This window comes from Candidatus Palauibacter sp., assembly GCF_965261555.1.
Lineage (GTDB): Bacteria > Gemmatimonadota > Gemmatimonadetes > Palauibacterales > Palauibacteraceae > Palauibacter.
This window is the reverse complement of the sequence record NZ_OZ253465.1, coordinates 32142-54311: the sequence shown is the minus strand read 5'-3', so window position 1 is coordinate 54311 and position 22170 is coordinate 32142. Positions and strand designations below refer to the sequence as shown.

The window sequence follows — 22170 nt, the reverse complement described above, 5'->3', positions numbered from 1 at the left end:
CGCCGAACCAGGGAACCGCCAACGAGCGGCACAGCAGCCAACGAGCAGCACGGCAACCAACGAGGAGCGTACCAGACGTGTATCCCGAACTCTTCACACTGACGCTGCCGGTTCTCGGCGAGGTCACGATCACGTCCTTCGGCGTGATGATGGCGCTCGCCTTTCTGAGCGGGTACGTGGTCCTGCGCCAGGAGACCGTGCGTCTCGGCGCCGGGCGCGACCTCGCGGCGGACATGCTGCTGGGGGCGCTCATCGGCGGCATCGTCGGGGCGAAGATCTACTATGTGCTCCTCTACTGGGACCGGACCGCGGCCGATCCGCTGGGGATGATCTTCTCGCGCAGCGGGCTCGTCTGGTACGGCGGGTTCATCGGCGGGTGCATCGGCGTCCTGTGGGTGCTGCGCCGGCGCCCCGTCGCCACCGGCCTCGGGGTGGACGCGATCGCGCCCGCCCTCGCGCTCGCCTACGGGATCGGCCGCATCGGCTGTTTCCTCGTCGGCGACGACTACGGGCGCCCGACGGAGTCGTTCGTCGGCATCGCCTTCCCCAACGGTCTTCCGCCCACGACCGCCGGCAACCTGCGGGGTTTCGGGGCGGACGTGGATCCCTCGATTCCGGACAGCCAGGTCCTCGCCGTCCACCCCACGCAGCTCTACGAGACGGGCCTCTCTCTCATCATCTTCTTCCTCCTGTGGCGGCTGCGGCGGCACCCGCACGTGCAGGGGTGGCTGTTCGGCATGTGGCTCGCGATGGCCGCGGTCGAGCGCTTCGTCATCGAGATCTTCCGCGCCAAGGACGACCGCTTCTTCGGAGGCATCACGCTCGCCCAGGTGATCTCGGTCCTGCTGTTCGCGGGGGGCATCGCGCTCGTCCTCAGGTTGCGCCGCCGGGCCGCAGAGGCGGCGGTGTGAAACGCGCGGCTCTGGCCGGGCTGGCGCTGGCCGTCACCCTCGCAGGGCCGCCTTCGTTCGCCGGGCCGTCTCCGTATCTCGGGCCATCTCCACTCAGCGGGCAGGCCGCAGGAGAGGCGGGACCGCGCCGCGCCGAGGTGACCTCCCTCCGCTTCCGCGGCAACGAGACGCTCTCCGACGGCGAGTTGCGCGCGGTGATCCGCACGCGCAGCACCGAATGCACGAGCCTCCTGGTGTCCCCCTTCTGCTGGGTGACGAACTGGGGATTCGCGCACCGCCGGGCGTACCTCGACACGCTCGAGGTCAGGGTCGACGCCGACCGGCTCCGCCTGTACTACAACTTCCGCGGCCACTTCGAGGCGGAGGTCGACCACCTCGTCCGCACGAACGGCGTCGACGCCAGCGTCTCGTTCATCATCGAGGAAGGTCCGGCGACCCTCATCGACGAGTTCTCCATCGAGGGATTGCCCGAGACCCTCGGCGCGGAGGAGGCCGCGGCCCTCGTCGATATCGGCGTCGGCGACCCCTTCGATCGCGGTCGGCTCCAGGCCGGGGTGGACAGTCTCATGGGTTCGCTGCGCCGCCAGGGCTACGTGAACGCCGTGGCGCTGGAGGACTTCCAGCGCGGGCGCGACGGGACCGCGCAGGTGGCGCTGGATGTCCGCCCCGGCGCCCGATATCGCCTGGGAGAGATCCGGATCGAGGGGGGCGAGGCGATCGGCGAGGACGTGATCCGCGACCTCCTCCCCCTGCGCGCGGGCGACTACTACAACCAGGAGGCCGAGCAGGAGGGGCAGCGGAACCTCTTCGGAATCGACGCGATCCGCTTCGCCTCGATCCTCCAGGAATCGCCGCGCCCCGGGGCCGCCGCCGCCGATTCCACCCTGGATCTCGTCGTCCAGGTCACCCCGGCCTCGCCGCGGGCGGCCCGATTCGGCGTCGGATGGAGCACCGACCAGTGTCTCCGGGCCGAGACGCGGCTCACGCACCGCAACCTCTTCGGCGGGGCCCGGCGGCTGCAGATCACCGGCCAGCTCGGGAACATCTTCGCGGACCAGCTGGACGGGTCCTTCCCCTGCTCCCAGGTGGGCACCCACCCCTCCTTCCGGACGCTGAACTATCTGCTCCAGGCGGAACTGCTCCTGCCCGTCGCCTTCTCGGCCGAGAACAGCTTCAGCGCCCGGCTCTTCGTCGAGCGGGAGACGATCCCCGATGTCTTCATCCAGGAGGGCTTCGGCGCCGAAATCGGCCTGACGCGCCGAATCGGGCGCCGTGCGTCCGCCACCCTCTCGTATTCGCCGGGCTACACCGGCTTCGGCGAGCAGTCCGCGGACATCTTCTTCTGCATCAACTTCGGTTTCTGCGAACCCGAGGACATCGTCACCGTGACGAGATCGCGCTGGCTGGCGCCCCTCACGCTCTCCGTGCTCTACAACGAGACGGACGACGCACTCCGCCCGACGCGCGGCTACTACCTGACGGCGGAGGGGGAAGTCGCCCACGAGACCACCGGATCGCAGTACCGCTACGCGCGGATCGTGGGACAGGCCGCGCTCTTCCGGGAACTCGAGCCCGGTCTCGTGTTCGCCGCGCGCGCGCGAACCGGAGTCGTCCGCTTCCCCGGCACCCGCATCTTCACTCCCGGCGCGCCCCGCACCGACCGGCTCATCCATCCCTCCCGACGCTTCTTCGTCGGAGGCTCGCGGAGCGTGCGCGGCGTCGGCCAGAACCTCCTCGGACCCCGCGTGCTCGTGGCCGACCAGGTGGAAGACTGCCCGGCGGGAGATTTCGAGGCGTGCGTCGCGCGGCTCGCGACGGAGGACCCCGGCGCCTTCGACGAGCGCCCCCGCGGGGGCGACGCCCAGCTGGAACTGAGTTTCGAGCTGCGCCGATACCTCAGCGAGCGGTGGAGCCTCGTCTTCTTCGGGGACGCGGGGAGCGTCTCGCAGCGGCTCACGGAGCTGCGGGATATCCAGTGGACGCCGGGCATGGGACTCCGGTACGCGAGCCCGGTCGGTTCCATCCGGCTCGATATTGGATACAATACGACATTCGCGACCGAGTTACCGGCAATTGTATCGATGGAGGACGGAACCTTGGTCCAGATGCCGCAGCCCGTCTTGTTCGACCCGTTCCGGTTCGACGATCCGCACCCCCTGCTCGAACTCTGGCGCCGCGTGCAGATCCACGTGTCCATCGGAGAAGCGTTCTGAGTTCCGACGACCGCTCCCCCGCGCCGACCCCCCCGCCGCCCCGGCGGCGCCGCCGGATCGTCCTGCCGCTGGCGGTCATCGCGAGCCTGCTGGTGTTCGGGGTCTTCATCGTGATGACGCAGACCGCCAGGGGCCGGGACGCCGCGCTTTCCCTGCTCGAGGACGCCATTGCCCGCAGCGTGAACGGAGAGGTCCGCATCGGCCGCGCGGTCTCCGGCAACCTCCTCAGCGACCTCACCGTCTCCCGCTTCGAGATCATCGACGCGGACGAGGGACTGTTCCTGGCGCTCGACACCGTCACGATGGAATACGACCTGGTGGCGCTCCTGCGGGGACAGCTCGATGTGAACCGGCTCCACGCCCGCAGTCTGGACCTCCGTCTCCGGCAGTATCCGGACGGCCGCTGGAACTACGACCGCGTCTTCGAGGTGCCCCCGCGGTCCGAGTCGCCGGCGCCGTCGCGGCCGCCGGCGCCGTCACAGCCGCCGGCACCGCTGCCGCCGGACCCCACGGCCGAATCGACGGCCGAATCGACGGCCGAGTCGGCGGCCAGGGCTGCGGCCTCGCTCTTCCCGGTGTCCCTCTCCTTCGCCCCGCCCGGGGGCCAGGACCAGGGCCCGGACCCGGCGGCGGACGCGGGGTCGACGGCGACGCGGGGGTCGAACGCCGAACTCGGCATCCTCCTGCACGACGCGACCATCGCCGCCGGCCGCATCGAGATCCGCACGCCGTGGACGGAAACGATGACCGGAGCCGCGAAGGCGGAGGCGCTGCGCGAGGCGCGGGCCGGAGAATCGCCCTGGGCCCTGGAGGAGACACCGGCCGGCGAGTTCGAACGCGTGTTCGAACTGACGAACCTCCGCGGCCGGTTCCCGGTTGCGCGCGTGACGGATCCCGAGGCTCCCTTCATGGTCGAGGTCGAGGAGGCGGCCGCCACGCTGCTCGCCGTGAACCAGCCGCTGGAGGTCTCGAGCCTGCGGGGGAACCTGACGATCGGGGACACGGCCCACATCGACATCGAGAGATTCGAGACGGATCAGTCGGTGATCCGCGGGGGAGGGTGGATGGCCGCGAACGGCGTCGATTTCGAGTTCGCGCTCGAAGCCGAGCCGATCGATGTCCGGGACCTCCGCTGGCTGCCCATCGACCTGCCCGAGACCGGTGCCGGCCCCATGTCCGTCGCCCTCAGCGGCCGCAGTGGAAACACGGTCGTGGACGTCACGAACGGAGACTTCCGGACGGAAGAAACCCGCATGACCGGAGGGTTCGCCCTCGCCCTCGAGCCGCGTCCCAGGTTCAGCCGGATCGGCGTCACGCTGGCTCCCTTCGATCTCGCGCACCTGGCCCCCCTCCTCCGAGGCGATTCCGTGCCCGCGGCCGGTGACGACCCCGCACCCGGCGCGGAGTCCGAGCCGCCGCCCGCCGGAGCGCCCGGCCCGGTGGCCGCACCGGCGCCCGCGACGATGGCGGAGACGGTGCCGGGGACGATGCGCGGCACGCTACGCGGCTCGGGCTACGTCGACGACCTGACGATCGTCGCCGACCTCACCCTGCACGACCCCGATCCGGACACGCCGCCGTCCCGCCTGCAGGCCCGGGGCGGCGTCGGTATCGGCGAGGAGTTCCTGAGCCTCCGCCGCCTCGGCGTGGAGGTCGAAGCCTTCGAGTCTCGCTGGACCCGTCTTATCGACCTGGACCTGTGGATCGACGGACGCTTCGACGGGACGCTCACCCTCGACCGGGAACAGGACACGGGCGTCGCCTTCGAGGGCGCCGTCGAGCACCTGACGCCGGCCGGCGACCGCTCGCGCTTCTCCGGCTCCGGGTTCCTGAACCTCGCCCAGTCGCAGGTCGATGCGGCGATCGACGCGAACCCGCTCGCTCTCACGCTGCTGCGCCCGTGGACCTCCGGAATCGAGCTGGCGGGTTCGGTAACCGGTCCCATTCGGGCGCGCGGTAGTCTCGAGGCGCTGGCCCTCGAGGCGGAACTCGAATCGGAACGCGGCCGACTCACCCTGAACGGGGACTTCGATCTCGCCTCCGAGGAACTGCGCTACGACACGGAGATCGAGGGGACGGATCTTTCGCTGGACCAGTGGATCGAGGGCGCCCCGCCGTCGAGACTCGCCGTCCGGGGGCGCGTGCAGGGAGAAGGGATCGATCCCGCGACGCTCGAGGGGGCGTTCGACCTCGAGGTCCTCGCCTCCCAGGTGGACCAGGCCGAGATCTTCGACAGTCGCGTGCGCCTGCGGGTGGCCGACGGCTTGGCGACGATCGACAGCGCGCTCCTCGTCTCCGATGTCGGGACGCTCTCGGTGCTGGGCGACTTCGGCCTCGCGGAGGGCCGGAGCGGGCAGATCGCCTTCGAGGCGGAAGCTGCCGATCTCTCCGACTGGGACCGCTGGTTCGTGGATGAGATTCCGGGCGGCGCGGAGGCCGAGGCCGGCGAAGCGCTGTTCGAGAGTATCGAGGAGCTGCTGGGCCGGACCCCGCGAACCCGGCGACCGACGGAGGGACTGGAGGGCCGGCTGGAGACGCGCGGCACCGCCACGGGGCGCTGGGGAGACTTCACGCTCGACGCCACCATCGACGCCTCCGACGCGCGCTTCCGCGGCTACCGCGCCGGAGACTTCTCGGCCCGCGTCGAACTGTTCGACCCTCCGAGGCTCGGCGACCTGCGGTCCCGGTTCACGGCGACGAACGTCGAACTGGCCGGGCGACGGGTGGATTCGCTCTCCGTGCTGCTCGCCCGCTCGGGCGCCGGCGAGTCCGGCGCCGACGCGCTGGACGCTGAATTCCATGCGCAGCGCGACTCCAGCCTCGAAGTCTCCGGCCGGGGCGTCGTGGTCGGCGGCGACCTGTGGAGCGCGGGCCTGACGGACCTCCGCCTCCGCCTCGGCAAGCTCGAGTCCACGCTCGTGACGCCCGCCAGACTCGTCTACTCCGACTCGGCGCTGCTCGTCGACGGCCTTTATCTGAACGGTCAACTCGGCCGGCTCCGCGCCGACGGCCTCATCCCCGCCACCGGCGAGGGATCGCTCGACGTGGAGATCTTCGGCGTGCGCGTGGACCAGTTCGGCTATCTGCTCTCGGAGCAACCGATCCTCGGAGGCACCCTCGGCGGATCCGTGAGGGCGACGGGCACGCTGGCGGAACCCGTCGTGAGGGGAGAATTCGAAGTCCTCGGTCCGTCCCTTCAGCACCAGGGCTACGAGGCGCTGAACGCGCGGGTCGGCTACGCCGCTCGCGAACTCGAGGGGGAGATCGACCTCGTCGATGGCGGCGCCCTCCTGGGACGGCTCGGCGGCACCGTGGCGACGGACCTCGCGATCCTCCCGGTGGAACGCCGCCTCCTCGACGACCCGTTCGACCTCGACCTGACCGGAGACCGCCTCCCGCTGGCGCTCGTGGAACTCGTGCTCGGAAGCTTCGAGGAGGTGACCGGCGTCGCCGAAACCGACCTCACGATTCGCGGCGCCCCCGGCGCCCTCCGCTACGACGGCGCCCTGCGCCTCGTGAACGGGCGGGGCTGGGTCCCGGACCTCGGCGTCTGGCTCACCGACACCGGCGCCCGGGTCGCCTTCCGGGGCTCCTCGCTCGCCTTCGTCGATTCGGCCTACGTGGCGTCGGATCTCGGCGGGTCGGATCTCGGCGGTTCGCTGCGGGCGCGCGGCACCGTGGACATCGCCCGGATCACCAACCCCGTCTTCGCCCTGAACTTCGACGCGGACGAGTTCCACGGCATCGTGCGCAACGACATGGCGTTCGCCGTGAGCGGCCGGGCGCGGCTCGACAGCGCCTACGCGAGACCCTGGGTGAGCGGCGACGTCGTCCTCTCCGACGGATACCTGGAGCAGGACGAGTTCCTCCGCGAACTCGAGGTCTTCAACCCCGGCGAGATGGGAGTCTTCGACTTCCTCGGCGCCTCCGCGGAAGACGTGCTGGCGCAGTTCCGGAACCCGTTCCTCGACAACCTCGTCCTGAACGCGAACGTCGATCTCGGCTCCGGCCTCTCGCTGCGGTCGGGGCGGCTCGACGCGGTGGTCGTGGGGGAGGGGATTTCCGTTCACATGGACCGCCGCCTCGATACTCTCTACATCAGCGGAAGCGCCGAGATACCGCGGGGCACATACTTCTTCGACCAGGTGCCGCCCTATGTCCGGCCGCTCCGGATCACCGGGGGGAGCCTGCAGTTCGTGGGGGACGCAGGCTTCAATCCGATCATCGACGTAACCGCCGAATACCGGGACCGGACCGTCGACGGCCCCGTGTTCGTCGAGGCCCGGATCACCGGCACCGCGATTGCGCCGGAGGTCCTCCTGACGAGCAACCCGCCCATGAGCGACACCGACCAGCTCTGCCTGCTCGCCGTCGGTACCCCGTGCTACCGCTCCGCCGACCCGCAGCTGGGACCGCGGCTCGCGCAGCAGTTCCTGTTCGGTCCGCTGAGTTCGGGGCTCACATCTGTGCTCGGGGGAGCGACCGGCAGCACCTACTTCAACCTGACGTCCGTCGCCGCCGGACGGGGCGCCGGGGGACTCGCGGCGAACCGGACCCTGTTCGAGCGCACGGCGCTGGAATTCGGATGGTATGCGAGCAACGCGCTCTTCCTCTCCTACTGGCAGCCGCTGGGTGGCGGACCTCCGAGGGCGGCGCTGGACTGGGCGTTCCTCCCCGGATGGTCCGTCGAAGCCGGCACCGCGAGCCGCTTCGACGAGAGACTGTTCGGTCTCAGCGTGGGCACGAACGTCGCCAACGACCGGACCTACAGCCTCTTCCTCTTCCGTGAGTGGGAGTTCGGCGACAGCTCCGGCTCCGACAGCGATTCCGACGAGTCCGGGTCCGGCGGCCGGTCCGGCTCGGGCAGCGGTTCGCGGTAGCGGCCCCTAGCTTCCGTCCATGTCCGGCGCGCACCTCTATCCCGATTCGGAGCGATTCCTCGTGCTCCTCAACCCCGGCGCGGGCGGCGGCACCGCCGAGCCCGAGACGCTGCGCCGGCGGCTGGGCGGCGCCTTCGCCGCGAGGGGCGTCCCCTTCGACATCGTCGAGGCCGAGAATTCCGAGGAAGGCCTGGACGTCACCCGCATGGCGGCGGAGCGGGGATACCGGGCCATCGTCGCCGCGGGAGGCGACGGCACCGTGAGCGTGGCCCTTCGCGGCGTCGCCGGAACGTCCGTGCCCGTCGCGATCGTCCCCTTCGGCACCGCCAACCAGCTCGCCCTCAACTTCGACATTCCCACGTCATTGGAGGACAGCGTGCGGGTCGCGGTCGAGGGGAGGGTGACGGGAATCGACCTCGCGGAAGCGAACGGCGAGACGTTTGCGCTCATGGCCGGCGCGGGCCTCGACGCCCAGGTCATGGCCGACGCCACCGCCGAACTCAAGAGCCGCCTCGGCTTCGGGGCCTACATCTACAGCGGACTCAAGAACGTCATCAACCGCCCCGGCGCCGACTTCCGGATCACCGCCGACGACCAGGAGGTGGAGGTGAAGGCGTCGATGGTGCTCGTCGCGAACGCGGGCCAGCTCGGGGCCGGCCCCCTGCCCGTGGAGTTCCGGATGGCGCCCGGGGCCTCCTTCCAGGACGGCCTCATCGACGTGTGCATCTACGCCCCCAGCAACCTCCCCGAGGTCGCCCGCATCATCTGGCGCGTCACGCGAAACCGGTTCTCGGGGGACGACAAGATCATCTACTTCCAGGCCCGCAGCGTCCGGATCGAGGCCGACCCGCCCGTCGCCATAGAAATCGACGGCGACCCGCGGGGCGAGACTCCGATGGTGGCGAAGGTCTCACCGCTGGCCGCCCGGATCATCGTCCCCAGGTAGCCACGCGCTCCCCAGGTAGCCCCGCGTTCCCGCGGGAACGTGAGCGGAGGGCTCAGGCGGCCCGCGGTGTTCCCCCCGGCATGTCCGGCTGGCTTGGCGTACGGATGCCTCCGTACTGACCCCAAAGGACCCAGAGCGCCCAGTCCATGTCCAGCCGGTCGCCCTCCCACCGGCCGGCCCCGGTCCAGGGATCGATCCCCGTCTGCCGGTGCCAGCCGGCGAGCCCGGCATCGGGCGTCCTCGGCGCCGCCACGTCCTCGCGCAGGGGCGGGGCAGCCGGTACGACGGTCCCATCCGGGTCCTTGAAGTACGCCGCGCCCGCCGCGCCGGTCTCCGTCCTCGGCATCTCCACACGCCATCCGCCCTCGTGCACCATCCGGTGGTGGAATCGGCAGAGGAGGATGAGGTTGTGCAGCGCGGTTTCTCCCCCCTCGGCCCACGGGACCGCATGGTGTGCCTGCGTGTAGCGCGATCCGCAGCCCGGAAAGCGGCATCCTCCGTCACGGATTTCGAGCGCCTTGCGAAGGCGCCAGTCCACCGTCCTGCGGCGGCGGCCGACATCGAGCACCGAGCCGTCCGGTCCGCGGGTGACCAGCACCGCCTCGGCATCGCAGGACAGGCGCCGGGACGTTCCCGCGGGAACGTGTGAGCCCTCCTCCGTGCTCACGACATCGGGGGCGCCGGCCACGGTATGGACGACGAGTTGGACATTCGCTTGCGTCTTGTCCTCGAGCCACGCCTGGAGCGCATCATGGTGCCGCTGCCGCGGCGTGCGCGGCAGTCTCAGGGGTCTCGGCTCCCAGGGCGCGTCTCGTTCGCCCTCACGCTCCTCGGCGGCCGCTTCCGGGGTCTCGCCCGTCTCCGCCGCCCGTTCGGCCTCTCGCTCGGCGGCGCGTTCCGCTCGGTACAGTTCGTCCCCCGCCGCCTCCAGCGCCCGCATGAGAAGGGCGCCCACGTCCGGCGTCAGACAGCCCCGCACGCGGTACATGCCATCTTCCGACACCCCCACGCTCAGGTAGCGGCGGGTCGCGATCTCGGAGTGGTCATCCCATGCGTCCGCGGCCGCCTCGGCCGAACGCCACGCGCGGACGAAGCGCTCGACCTGGCTCGCCGTGTGGTGCAGGGCGAACTCGACCAGGCGCTCCTCGTTCTCGTCGGTGCCGATCCGGGTCAGGGCCCGGACCTTGGACCAGGAGAGGCGTCCCTTCTCCATTTCGGCGGAAGTGAGCGGCAGAACCGCGAGACGCCGTGCGACCCTCACCCGTTCGCGCGCCGGGCCGGTGGTCATGCCCGTGCGCCAGGACAGCCAGTGCGCGCACGAGATCCACCCGCTCCAGCCTTCCGCCGCGTCGAAGCGCTGAAGCAGCGTGAGAAGGCGGTACTGGCTGGCGTCCAGGTGAGCGCAAAGGTGGGCGATCTCATCGCCGAGGGGACCAACGGGCGGACGGACGCCCAGCCGGGTCGCGCGGCTGCGCCCGTCGTTGTTCGGGGCGTCGCCGCCGTGAGGGGTGTCGTGGGACATGGAGTGCCTCCGAAGTCGAGGGTGATCGCGGACAAGGGCGCCGGCCCGCGCACCGCCGGAAGCGATGACGCGCGCCGAACCACCCGTCTCTTCGGTTAGTATTCGGTCGGATCTCAACGGGGTATCATCGAGGATTCGCGGCACTGCCGATCCAGGTCGCCGGCACCGCGACCGGCTGGTTGAGGGGCGGGCCACGCGTTCCCGCGGGAACGTCCGGGGGCCCCGCGAGCTAGCGGGGGTAGAGCAGGTACGGGCGCCGGAGGGCCTCGAAGGCGGCGACATCGGCCGCCCATTCCGACGTGATTTCGTCGAGCGGGGCGCTGCGGTCGATGGCGAGCCGGAGCCGGTCGGAGCCCGCGAGACGGTCGAAGTGCCGCACCCTCCACTCCCAGGCGTCGCCGGAGAGCCGACGGGCGGCGAGGAGCGCGGCCACCGCGGTCCGCACCGGATCGTAGGCCGACCGGTCCGTCACCGTGAGACGGATCCCGCCGATCTCCTCGCCCGCGAACCTTCCGTCGCTCGGCGATTCCGGCGTGAAGGTGATCGCCCGGATCTCGACCCCCGGCAGCGCTGCGCCCGCCACGGTCCGGATCTCCGCCGCCCAGGCCTCGCCGTCCAGCCACGGCGCGCCCAGCACCTGAAACGCGGTCGGCGTCCCGCGGCCGACGGAGAGGTTCGTCCCTTCGAACAGGCAGGTGCCGGGATAGTGCGTGGCGCTCTCCAGCGAAGGCATGTTGAGCGACGGCGCGATCCAGGGAAGGGTCGTCTCATCGAACCAGCGGTCCGCGGACCAGCCTGCGGCCGGGACGACGTGCAACTCCACCTCCACGCCGAACGCCCCCCGATACAGGCGCGCGAGTTCTCCCGCCGAGAGTCCGTGACGCACGGGCACCGGGTACATGCCGACGAAGGTCGCGAAGGCGGGGTCCAGCACGGGACCCTGCGTGAGGCCTCCGATGGGATTCGGGCGATCGAGGACGATCATGGGGATGCCCTCGCGCCCGGCCGCCGTCATCGCGAGCGCCATCGTCGATACGTAGGTGTAGTAGCGCGAGCCGATGTCCTGGATATCGAACACGAGCACGTCGATCGACGCCAGCATCTCCGGCGTGGGCGTCAGCGTCTCGCCGTAGAGCGAGTAGATCGGCAGCCCCGTCCCCTCGTCCGTCGCGTCGTCGATCGCGGATCCCTCCGCTTCCGTGCCCCGGATCCCGTGCTCCGGGGCGAAGAGCGCCGTGAGTTCCGCGTCCGCGTAGCCGTGCAGGAGGTCGATGGAACTCGTGCCGTCGCGCCCCACGCCGCTCCGGTTCGTGATCAGCCCCACGCGCCGTCCGTCGATGAGATGAGAGGAGTCGGCGAGCAGGACGTCGATCCCCGCGCGCACGGTCGGGGCGGGCGTGTCCGCCGCCGCCGATCCCCCCGCCACCTCGCCGGCCCCCGATCCCCCCGCCGATCCCCCCGCCGGCCCCCCGCACGCGGCGAAGGGGAGGACGATCGGGAGGACGACGAAGAGAAGGGGATGAAGGAGGGGATGAAGGGGGAAGAAACCGGCGAGCGGATTCACCTCGCGCCGCGTAGGTTCGGGGCAGCGAGCGCGAGACGCGGGGCGGGCGGAGGTCGACATGGTGCGGAGATTAGAGACGTGGAGCGGCCCCCGAAAGCGGGACGGGCGGGGGAGGGCGGTTGTACCGGCGCGGACGATCGCGGCTCTCGGGCTGACCGCGCTCCTCGCCGCGGGCTCCTTCGCCTGCCGCTCCTCCGCCGGTCCCGCCGCTTCCGGCCCTGCCTCGGTCGGCCCTGCCGCCTCCGTCCCTGCGGCCTCCGACGCTTCCGCCGCGGCCCCCGCTGCCGCCGCCGACGCCGCTGCGGCCGCCGCCTCCGTCCCCGGCGCGTCCGCCGCCGCTGCTGCCGCCCCCGCTCCCGCCGCTTCCCCCGGCAGTTCCCCGGTCGAGCCGACGCTCTCTGCCGACGCGCGGGCCTGGGTGGAGGAGACGCTCGCCGGCCTCAGCCTGCGGGAGCGGGTCGCGCAGCTCGTGATGGTGTGGATGAGCGGCGGCTACGCCCCGCGCGACGACGAGGAGTTCACGCGCATCGAATCCCTCGTGCGCGACGACGCGATCGGCGGGATCGTGATCTCGCTCGGGACCCCCCTGGGATACGCCGCGCGACTCAACCGACTCCAGGCCTCCGCCGACGTTCCCCTCCTCGTCGGCGCGGATTTCGAGTCAGGCGCCGGGTTCCGCGTGAGCGGCGTCTTCGCGCTGCCGAACATGCTCGAGATGCCCGGCGCGACGGTCCTCCCGCCCGCGATGGCACTCGGCGCGGCGGACGACGAGGACTACGCCTACTCCGCGGGCCGGATCACCGGCATCGAGGCGCGGGCCCTCGGCGTCCACATCACCTTTTCTCCCGTGCTCGACGTCAACAACAACCCCGCCAATCCCATCATCAACACGCGCTCCTTCGGGGAGGATCCGCAGCGCGTCGCGGCGCTGGGCGCGGCGTTCATCCGGGGCGCGCACGACGCCGGCCTCCTCACCACCGCCAAGCACTTCCCCGGCCACGGAGACACCGGGACGGACTCCCACGTCGCCCTCCCGGTCATTCCCGGCGACCGCGCCCGCCTCGACAGCCTCGAACTCGTCCCCTTCCGCCGCGCGAGCGCGGAGGGCGTGGACGCAGTGATGACGGCCCACGTTGCGGCCCCCGGCATCCTCGGCGCCGGCGCCCCGCCCGCCACGCTCTCGCCGTACTTCATGACGGACATGCTGCGCGACGACCTCGGCTTCGACGGCGTCCTCTTCACCGACGCCCTCGACATGGCCGCCATCGCCGACCACTACGGGGCCAGCGAAGCCGCGATCCGTTCGCTGGAGGCGGGGAGCGACGTCCTCCTCATGCCGCGCGAACCGCTGCGGGCCATCGCGGCCGTCGTCGGCGCCGTCCGTACCGGCCGCCTCACCGCCGAGCGCATCGACGCCTCCGCCCGGCGCGTGCTGGAGTTGAAGGCGCGGGCCCGCCTGCACGAGGGCGCCGACGTCGACCCCGACGCCATCGCCCGGCTCGTCGGCACCCGGGGGCACGAGTCCTTCGCCCGCGGGGCCGCCGCGCGCTCCATCACGCTCGTGCGCAACGAGGCCGGCGCCGTGCCCCTCGACCGCCTCGAATCGCGCGCCGTGCGCTCCGTGCTGTCCGTGACCTTCGCCGGGACGAACGACCTCGCCGCGGGGCGCGTCTTCAACCGCGAACTCGGCCGGGCCGTGCGCGTCCGCCGCGCCCGGATCGGGTTCGACACGCAGCCCGGCGTCTACGACTCGCTCCTCCGCCGCGCCCGCTCCGTCGATGCCGTGATCTTCTCCGCCTACGTCCGGCCCGGCGCCGCACGGGACTCCACCGACCTCCCCGAGGAGGTCCGCGGCTTCTTCGACCGCCTCGACGCCGCCGGCCGCACCGCCGTGCTCGTCTCCTTCGGAAGCCCCTACCTGCTCACCTCGGTGCCGGACGCGGAGACGTACCTCATCGCGTGGGGCGGGGCGGACGCCTCGCAGGAAGCCGCCGCGCTCGCCCTCCTCGGCGCGCCGATCTCCGGCCGTCTGCCGATCTCGCTCCCGCCCCGTCACGCGCTCGGCGATGGCCTGGTCATCGGCGGAAGCGCGGAGGAGGGAGCCGACGCGGGACCCGCAGCGGGAGTCGAGGCGGCAGCTGCGCTGGGGATGGACGGGGATTCCCTCGCCCGCGTGGACCGGATCATCGAGGCGGCGATCGCGGACGGCGCGGCGCCCGGCGCGGTCCTCGCCGTGGGACGGGGAGACCGGGTCGTCCGGCTGCGTGGCTACGGGAACCTCGACTGGGCGTCCTCCGCCACGCTGCCCTCCGGGACCGCCGCGACGGATTCGAGCCTGTACGACCTCGCGTCGCTCACGAAGGTCGTCGCGACGACGACGGGGGTGATGCAACTCATCGACCGCGGCGATCTCTCCCTCGACACCCGCATCGCCGAGCACCTGCCGGAGTGGTCGCAGGGATGGAAGCGCGACGTCACCGTCCGCCACCTGTTGACGCACCAGGGCGGCCTGCCGCCCTTCCTGCCGTTCTGGCGCACCCTCCGGGGGGAGGAGGAGTACCGCGAGGCCTTCGCCGCCGTCGAACCCGACTACGAGCCGGGGGACGACGGCGAGATGACGGTCTATTCCGACATCGGGTTCATGACGCTGGGATTCCTGATGGAGGAGGTCACGGGACAGCCCCTGGACTACTACCTGCACGAATCCGTCTTCCGTCCGCTGGGGATGAGGGAGACGTGGTTCGATCCGCCCCGCTCGCTGCACCGCCGCACGGCTCCCACCGAGGTGGACACCGTCTACCGGCACCGGCACGTGCACGGGGAGGTGCACGACGAGAACGCCCACGCGCTGCACGGCGTGGCGGGGCACGCGGGACTCTTCTCGTCGGCCCGGGACCTCGCGAAATTCGCCGCCTGGATCCTCGCCGCCGCGCGCGAAGGGCGGGGTCTTCCCGCCGCCGCGCGCCCCCCGCCGGGGCCGGATGCCCGTTCGTTCTCCGCCCGTCTCGACTCGCCCTCGCCGGAGACCGTCGCCCGGTTCACGGCGCGGGCCGCTCCCGCCTCCAGCCGGGCGCTGGGCTGGGACACCCCCTCCGGGCGCTCGTCGGCGGGGGACTACTTCGGTGAAGGCGCGTTCGGGCACACCGGCTTCACGGGCACGAGCTTCTGGGTGGACCCGGAACTGGACCTCTTCGTCGTCCTGCTCACGAACCGCGTGAACCCGACCCGGGACAACCGCAAGCACATCGCGTTGCGGCGCGCGGTCCACGACGCCGTCGCGACCTCGATCCGCGACCGGACGGTGCGGCTCCGCGATCCCGGCGACCCCCGCTGACCTCCCTCGACCTCGCGATCCTCGTCGTCTATCTCGGCGGGATCACGGCCTGGGGGGCGTGGCTCGGCAAAGGCGCGCGCGGGGGAGAGGAGTACTTCCTGGGGCGGCGCGACCTGCCGTGGGTCGTCGTCCTCCTTTCCGTCGTGGCGACGGAGACGAGCACGCTCACCTTCCTCTCGATCCCCGGCATCGCGTACGGCGGGTCGCTCGCTTTCGTGCAGATCGCGGCGGGGTACGTGCTCGGGCGGATCGCCGTCGCCTCCTGGCTGCTGCCGGCCTATCGCGAGGGGCGGCTGCGCACGGCCTACGAGTTGCTGGAGGCCCGCTTCGGGACGGAGACCCGGCGGCTGACCTCCGGCATCTTCATGATCACGCGCCTCCTCGCGGATTCCGTGCGGCTCTTCGCGACGGCGATCCCGCTCACGCTCGTCACGGGCTGGCCGCTCATCACCTCCGTCCTCGTGATCGGGGCCGTCACCTTCATCTATACCTTCATCGGCGGCATCCGCGCGGTCGTCTGGGTGGACGCCTCGCAGATGGCGCTCTACCTGGCCGGCGGGCTCATTGCCCTCGTCGTCCTCGGCGGCGCCGTGCCCGGCGGCTGGCCCGAGATCCTCGCCCGCGCCGGGGAGGCCGGGAAGCTCACCGTCATCGACCCCGCGCTCGACTTCGGGCGACCCTACACGCTGTGGGCCGGCCTGCTCGGCGGCGCCTTCCTCTCCATGGGTTCCCACGGCGCGGACCAGCTCATCGTCCAGCGCCTCCTTGCCTGCCGCGACCTCGCCGCGAGCCGCCGCGCCCTCGTCGGCAGCGGCTTCGCCGTCCTCTTCCAGTTCACCCTCTTCCTCTTCGTTGGCTTGGGCCTCTGGGCGTGGTACGACGGAGCCGCCTTCGTCCGGGCCGACGAGATCTTCGCGGGATTCATCGTTGAAGCGCTCCCCGCCGGCGTCCGCGGCCTCCTCATCGCGGGCGTGTTCGCGGCCGCCATGTCTACGCTCTCCAGTTCGATCAACGCGCTATCATCGACGGCGGCCTACGACTTCTGGGCGGCGGCCCGTCCGGAGGCGGACGAGCGGCGGATCCTGCGCGTGGGGAGGATCGCGGCCGTGGCGTGGACGGTGCTGCTCGTGGCGGCGGCGATCGGGTTCATCCCGCTGAGCGAGGAGAGCACCGCCGTGGAGGTGTCGCTCGGGATCGCGTCCCTCGTCTACGGCGGGCTGCTGGGGGCGTTCGCGCTCGCCCGCTTCTCGCGCCGGGCCACGAGCCGCTCGGCCCGCCTCGGAATCGCCGTCGGGATCGGGTCCGTCACCGCGATATGGATCGGAGAGCGGATCGGGGCGCACGCCGCGGTCGCATGGCCCTGGTTCGTCCTCATCGGCACGGCGGTCACCGTGACGGTCGGCCTCCTCGCCGGCTCCCGTCGCGGTTCGCGCGCGCCGGAGTGAGGCCGGGAGTTGTCGTTCACCGAACTTCGATGCCCTGCTCTGCGGCGACCCACATGTCCTTCTCGGGGTACTCTACGGCCCACGTCTCCCCGTTCCGCCGGTTGATCCGGGCAAGGGCGCCCTCGATGTGCTGACATTCGGCCGCCGCCTGGGCGAATCCCTCCACGCAATCGCGACTGTGCGTCGTCGCCAGGACCTGAACGTTGTTCGCCTCCGCCGTCTCCAGAACCATGCGCCAGAAGCGCTTCTGCACGGAGTGATGGATCCCGTTCTCGACTTCGTCGATGAGGAGGAACCCGTTGCGGCTGTTTGCCAGGGCCAACGCTACTCCGAAAACCCGCACCGCACCGTCGCCCAGATGCTTCAGCGGAACGGGAGCGGGATCGCCCTTTAGCCTTACGATCACCCGATCACGTGGTCGTTGTCGGCCAGTGTGTTCCGCGACCACGTCGGCGCTCTCCACCCCGTCCACCACCAGCCTCAACGCGTCGACGACCTTGTCCTGGTCAACGGTTGGTGCAACGGCGCTCCACCATTTCGCGATCCTGTCGTCTTCCAGGACGCCTGGCCCCAGGGACCGGCACCGGACAGCGGGAGAGCTCGTGTCGGCCCCCATTCGTACGGCGTCGAGGACAGTGGTCTTCCCCGCGCCGTTGTTTCCGGTGAGCAGCGTCACCCGGCCGAGTCGCCTGATCGAAAGCTCCCGGATCCCCCGAAACCCGGCGATGGCCAAGGTCGGGAGATGAAGGCGGTTCCCAGGTGTTTCCTGAGTCATGAGATCTCCAGCGACGCGGGGGTCGGCAAGGCGAAGAAGCTACGGTGGCTGTCGCTGCGGGTTCATCGGCAAGCGGCTCATGTACCGCGACCTGACGGCGTAACTAGTCTTGCCCTTCAATCAGCGTGGCGCCGCTCGCTGATTCTATTTCGTTGGCACTTGGCGGCGGTTCGGTACGTGGTCGAGTTCGAGTTAGTGCCCATGCTGCGGCAAGGACGGCGGCGGCAATGGTAGCCATGCCGTACTGGTCATCGTAGAGCAAGCCGGCGCCGAGGATGGCAGAGTACAACGGCGGGCCTGCATTGAGTAGCAGGCCCGTGATGTAGGATACGCGTTGTATCCGGTATTCCTCGCTTACCTGCGGGAAGAGGGGGATGGTGGCCGATCCGGTTGGTTAGAAGGGGGAGATTGCGGTTTGGGCGATCGAGGTGCCTGGGACGGGAGTTGGCCAACACGCCCTACCCGTCCGACTTGTCCGACGCGGCCGTCCCGGCTCTTGCCGTCGGTGGTTGGGGCCAACCATCGCGCGAACTTGAGAATCTCGTTCATCGGTCAATCGCCTCCGTTGTTACCGCATTTCACCCTACTTGGTACCCCCTCAAGCGTCAAGAAAGTTCATGGCATGGTGCCGCCGCCCGAGTTGGGTAACCCCTCTACGGCGGCGCGGCGCCATAGGAAGTGACGTCCGTGCTCATGCGCCATCCCCGCCCGGAGGACGAGGGGGCGGTCCAATCAACGATATCTCCGCGTCGCGCCTGCTTGTGCGCCGTCAGGTAGGCTGCGGCCTGTCGAAACCGTGAACCACGGTCGCGGAGAGGGCGGCGAACTTCTCGTCGAGCTGCTTGGCGATCTCCTTGCCGATCTGGTTCAACCGCGCGTCGAACCCCTTCAACTGCGCGTCGACGTGCCCCTGCAAGTGCGCGACGTGCTCGCGGGCGCTGACGGACTGCTCCCGGAATCCGGATATCTCGTTGCGGAGCTCGACGAACCGGCGCTCCCACTTCACGTCTATCGTGCCGAAGCGGTTTTCCATCGCCCCGAAGCGGAGGTCGATGTCTTCGAACCGGCGCTCGATGGCCTCGAACCGGCGCTCCCACTTCACGTCCATGGCCTCGAAGCGGCGCTCCCACTTCACGTCCATCGCTTCGAAGCGGCGGTCGATGGCCTCGAAGCGTGGCTCGAGGGCCCGTACAACTGCGGCCGCCAGCGCCTCGTCGCGACCGTTACGTGTGAATTTGCGGATCAGCAACGTCCCTCCCGTCGTCCCCGGATTTGCTTGACGCCATAACCTTGCCCGGCGCCATCAACGGGGTATCAACCGGACTCCGCGTCCTGCCGTTCGCGACCGCCCGTCACACCAACGTAGCCGGCCGGGGCCTCGCGCGCGTGGCCCGGCCGGGCGCCACCGGACCGGCAGGCGCGCGACGCGGTGTGAAGCTGGCGCGGGAGCGCCGGGCGCGTCTACGATCCCGGGCTATGGAAGAAAACAGGGGAAACTCGAGCCCGACCGGCGCCGACCCGGCCGGTGCCGACGGAGCCGACCCGGCCGACGGAGCCGACCCGGCCGATGCCGCCGGCGCGCTCATCGTGCGGGGGGCGCGGGAGCACAACCTTCGCGACGTCGACGTCGAGTTGCCGCGCGACCGGCTCATCGTCGTCACCGGGCTCTCGGGCTCCGGCAAGTCCTCGCTCGCCTTCGACACCATCTATGCGGAGGGGCAGCGCCGCTACGTCGAATCGCTCTCCGCCTACGCCCGGCAGTTCCTCGGCGTCATGGAGAAGCCCGACGTCGACGTCATCGAGGGACTCTCGCCCGCCATCGCGATCGAGCAGCGCACCGCCGGCGGGAACCCCCGCTCCACCGTCGGCACCGTCACCGAGATCTACGACTACCTCCGGCTCCTGTGGGCCCGCGCCGGCACCCCCCACTGTCCCTCGTGCGGCCGCCCCGTGCGCCCGCAGTCGCCCTCGGAGATCGCGCAGCAGATCCTCGGCTGGCCCGCCGGCGCCCGCATCGAGGTCCGCGCCCCGCTCGTACGGGGACGCAAGGGCGAGTTCCGCGACCTCTTCGAGCGCACCCTCAGTGAAGGTTTCGTGCGCGCGCGCGTGGACGGCGAACTCGTCGACCTCTCCGACCCACCCCTTCTTAACAGGCGCCAGAACCACGACATCTCCGTCGTCGTCGACCGGCTCACGGTGCGCGCCTCCGACCGCGAGCGGCTGTCGGACTCCGTGGCCACCGCCCTGAGCATGGCCGACGGCGTCGCCGAGGTCGCCCTCTACGGGAACAGGAGGAGCGAGGGGAAGGGGGACGGGGGAGAAGACGCCGACGATCCCGAGGCGCACCTCTTCAGCGAGCGCTACGCCTGTCCCGGGTGCGGGCTCGGCATGCCGGAACTCGAGCCCCGGCAGTTCTCCTTCAACTCCCCCTTCGGCGCCTGCCAGGAGTGCGACGGGCTCGGCCACCAGCGCGTCCCCAACGCCGACCTCATCGTGGGCGGAGACCGGATCTCCATCCTCGAGGGCGTCCTCCTCCCCCTGGGGACCCCGAGCTGGAGCGGCCGCCGCCACGCCCTCGCCCGCCTCGCCCGCAAGCTCGACTTCGACCTCAACACCGTCTGGGGCGAACTCAACGACGACCAGCAGGAGGCGATCCTCTACGGCGACACCGACGTGGGATGGGAAGGAGCCGTCGCCGCCACCCTGCGCCGCTACCACGACACGACGAGCGAGCGCGTGCGCCTCTCGCTCGAGGAGTACATGACGCTCTCCACCTGCCTCGCCTGCGACGGCGGCCGCCTGCGCCCCGAGAGCCGGGCCGTCACCCTCGAGGGACTCTCCCTCCCCGCGCTCACCGCGCAGTCCGTGGCCGAACTCCGCCCCCTCCTCGGCGGCTGGCTCGCCGAAGCCCGCAAAGCCGGCGGCCAGGCGGCCGAGATCCGCGTCCCCATCCTCAAGGAGGTCGTCGAGCGCCTCGAGTTCCTCGACCACGTCGGCCTCGGCTACCTCACCCTCGCCCGTTCCGCCGGCACCCTCTCCGGCGGCGAGGCCCAGCGCATCCGCCTCGCCACCCAGATCGGGAGCCGCCTCGTCGGCGTCCTCTACGTGCTCGACGAACCCAGCATCGGCCTCCACCCGCGCGACAACCGCAAGCTCCTGCAGACCCTCGGCGCCCTGCGCGACCTCGGAAACACCGTCCTCGTCGTCGAGCACGACGAACTCACCATCCGCCGCGCCGACCACATCGTCGACATGGGACCCGGGGCCGGCCGCGAGGGCGGGGAAGTCGTCGTCTCCGGCGACATCGACCGGCTCCTGGCGGACGAACGCTCCCTCACCGCCGCCTACCTCCGCGGAGAGCGCGAGATCCCCGTCCCCGAACGCCGCCGCCCCCCGGAAAACGGCCGCCTCGTCGTCCGGGGCGCCCGCGAGCACAACCTGCGCGCGATCGACGTCGGCTTCCCGCTGGGCACCTTCATCTGCGTCACCGGCGTATCCGGCTCCGGCAAGTCCACCCTCGTCGAGCAGATCCTCTACCGCCGCCTCGCCCGCGAGATCTACCGCTCCAAGCTCGTCCCCGGCGCGCACGACGCGGTCGAGGGCATCGACCTTTTCGACAAGGTTATCGACGTCGACCAGAGCCCCATCGGCCGCACCCCGCGCTCGAACCCCGCCACCTACACCGGTCTCTTCACCCCCATCCGCGAACTCTTCGCCCGCCTGCCCGAGTCGAACATCCGCGGCTACGCGCCCGGGCGGTTCAGCTTCAACGTGAAGGGCGGGCGCTGCGAACCCTGCCGCGGCGACGGCCTCGTGAAGATCGAGATGCACTTCCTGCCCGACGTCTACGTCCCCTGCGACATCTGCCGGGGGCGCCGCTACAACCGCGAGACGCTCGAGGTCCTCTACCGCGGCCGCAGCATCGCCGACGTGCTCGCGATGAGCGTGGACGAGGCGCTCGAGTTCTTCGACGCCGTCCCCTCCGTGAAGCGCCGCCTGGGCACCCTCTCCGACGTCGGCCTCGGCTACGTGACCCTCGGCCAGCCCGCCACCACCCTCTCCGGCGGCGAGGCCCAGCGCGTGAAGCTCGCCACCGAACTCGCGAAGACGAGCACCGGCCGCACCGTCTACATCCTCGACGAGCCCACCACCGGCCTCCACTTCGAGGACGTGCGCCTCCTCCTCCGCGTCCTCCACCGGCTCGCCGACCGCGGCAACACGATCATCGTCATCGAGCACCACATGGACGTCGTGAAGACGGCGGACTGGGTCATCGACATGGGTCCCGAGGGAGGGGCGGGAGGCGGCCTCGTCGTCGCCGAGGGTCCCCCTGAACTCGTGGCCGCGACCCCGGGCAGCCACACCGGCCGCCACCTCGCCCCGCTCCTGCCCGGATCGGACCGGAAATCGACCCGCAAGTCGAGCGGAACCCCGGCCATAGGAACGGTGTAGGGCCCCGTATCAGCGCGCGGTCCGGCGCGGCAACACTTGGCGCAAAACTTGACGGCAGGTGCGAATCGGTGTCATACTCCAGGTTACGCGGGGGAGTGGGTGGTGGAGAGTGTGGCGGGGCCTGCCTC

The 22170-nt window shown here is 70.9% G+C and carries 11 protein-coding genes; 7 read left to right on the top strand and 4 right to left on the bottom strand.

The features are described 5' to 3' along the window. The first annotated feature begins 77 nt into the window (after positions 1-77). The 4 genes from ACQY5G_RS00160 to ACQY5G_RS00145 all read left to right on the top strand — a co-directional run bounded on the left by ACQY5G_RS00160 (position 78) and on the right by ACQY5G_RS00145 (position 8950). Complete coding sequence (locus ACQY5G_RS00160; RefSeq protein WP_428275863.1) at positions 78-911, top strand: prolipoprotein diacylglyceryl transferase; 834 nt, start codon at positions 78-80, stop codon at positions 909-911. After that, positions 908-3124, top strand: a complete 2217-nt coding sequence (locus ACQY5G_RS00155) for a BamA/TamA family outer membrane protein (protein ID WP_428275861.1) — start codon at positions 908-910, stop codon at positions 3122-3124. The genes ACQY5G_RS00160 and ACQY5G_RS00155 overlap by 4 nt, the downstream gene beginning before the upstream one ends. 92 nt (positions 3125-3216) lie before the next feature. Further along, positions 3217-8004, top strand: a complete 4788-nt coding sequence (locus ACQY5G_RS00150; protein ID WP_428275859.1) for a translocation/assembly module TamB domain-containing protein — start codon at positions 3217-3219, stop codon at positions 8002-8004. Positions 8005-8023: 19 nt separating this feature from the next. Next, positions 8024-8950 carry a diacylglycerol/lipid kinase family protein gene (locus ACQY5G_RS00145; RefSeq protein WP_428275857.1) on the top strand — a complete coding sequence of 309 codons (927 nt, stop codon included), beginning with the start codon at positions 8024-8026 and terminating at the stop codon, positions 8948-8950. Positions 8951-9002: 52 nt separating this feature from the next. Here ACQY5G_RS00145 and ACQY5G_RS00140 read toward each other — a convergent pair whose 3' ends face one another. Further along, positions 9003-10472, bottom strand: coding sequence for a DUF222 domain-containing protein (locus ACQY5G_RS00140; RefSeq protein ID WP_428275855.1), 1470 nt, complete (start codon positions 10470-10472; stop codon positions 9003-9005). Positions 10473-10701: 229 nt separating this feature from the next. Continuing rightward, positions 10702-12036 carry an exo-beta-N-acetylmuramidase NamZ family protein gene (locus ACQY5G_RS00135; RefSeq protein ID WP_428275853.1) on the bottom strand — a complete coding sequence of 445 codons (1335 nt, stop codon included), beginning with the start codon at positions 12034-12036 and terminating at the stop codon, positions 10702-10704. A 58-nt stretch (positions 12037-12094) separates the two neighbouring features. On the opposite strand from ACQY5G_RS00135, the gene ACQY5G_RS00130 reads away from it, so the two are divergent. After that, complete coding sequence (locus tag ACQY5G_RS00130) at positions 12095-15370, top strand: glycoside hydrolase family 3 N-terminal domain-containing protein (protein ID WP_428275851.1); 3276 nt, start codon at positions 12095-12097, stop codon at positions 15368-15370. A gap of 143 nt (positions 15371-15513) precedes the next feature. Beyond that, complete coding sequence (locus ACQY5G_RS00125) at positions 15514-16815, top strand: sodium:solute symporter (RefSeq protein WP_428275849.1); 1302 nt, start codon at positions 15514-15516, stop codon at positions 16813-16815. A gap of 16 nt (positions 16816-16831) precedes the next feature. Here ACQY5G_RS00125 and ACQY5G_RS00120 read toward each other — a convergent pair whose 3' ends face one another. Together ACQY5G_RS00120 and ACQY5G_RS00115 are read right to left on the bottom strand one after the other, a co-directional pair. Then, the gene (locus ACQY5G_RS00120) at positions 16832-17590 is read right to left on the bottom strand and encodes an AAA family ATPase (RefSeq protein ID WP_428275847.1); all 759 of its coding nucleotides are present in this window, start codon (positions 17588-17590) and stop codon (positions 16832-16834) included. Between the two features lie 769 nt (positions 17591-18359). Further along, the gene (locus tag ACQY5G_RS00115) at positions 18360-18839 is read right to left on the bottom strand and encodes a hypothetical protein (protein WP_428275845.1); all 480 of its coding nucleotides are present in this window, start codon (positions 18837-18839) and stop codon (positions 18360-18362) included. Positions 18840-19066: 227 nt separating this feature from the next. On the opposite strand from ACQY5G_RS00115, the gene uvrA reads away from it, so the two are divergent. Beyond that, positions 19067-22042, top strand: coding sequence for an excinuclease ABC subunit UvrA (uvrA, locus tag ACQY5G_RS00110; protein ID WP_428275843.1), 2976 nt, complete (start codon positions 19067-19069; stop codon positions 22040-22042). The last annotated feature ends 128 nt before the right edge of the window (positions 22043-22170 follow it).

What these genes read in the sequence shown, in the direction of transcription:
- ACQY5G_RS00145 (WP_428275857.1), top strand. Translation starts at nt 8,024, where the DNA reads ATGTCCGGCGCGCACCTCTATCCCGATTCGGAGCGATTCCTCGTGCTC.
- ACQY5G_RS00140 (WP_428275855.1), bottom strand. Translation starts at nt 10,472, where the DNA reads ATGTCCCACGACACCCCTCACGGCGGCGACGCCCCGAACAACGACGGG.
- ACQY5G_RS00130 (WP_428275851.1), top strand. Translation starts at nt 12,095, where the DNA reads ATGGTGCGGAGATTAGAGACGTGGAGCGGCCCCCGAAAGCGGGACGGG.
- ACQY5G_RS00120 (WP_428275847.1), bottom strand. Translation starts at nt 17,590, where the DNA reads ATGACTCAGGAAACACCTGGGAACCGCCTTCATCTCCCGACCTTGGCC.
- uvrA (WP_428275843.1), top strand. Translation starts at nt 19,067, where the DNA reads ATGGAAGAAAACAGGGGAAACTCGAGCCCGACCGGCGCCGACCCGGCC.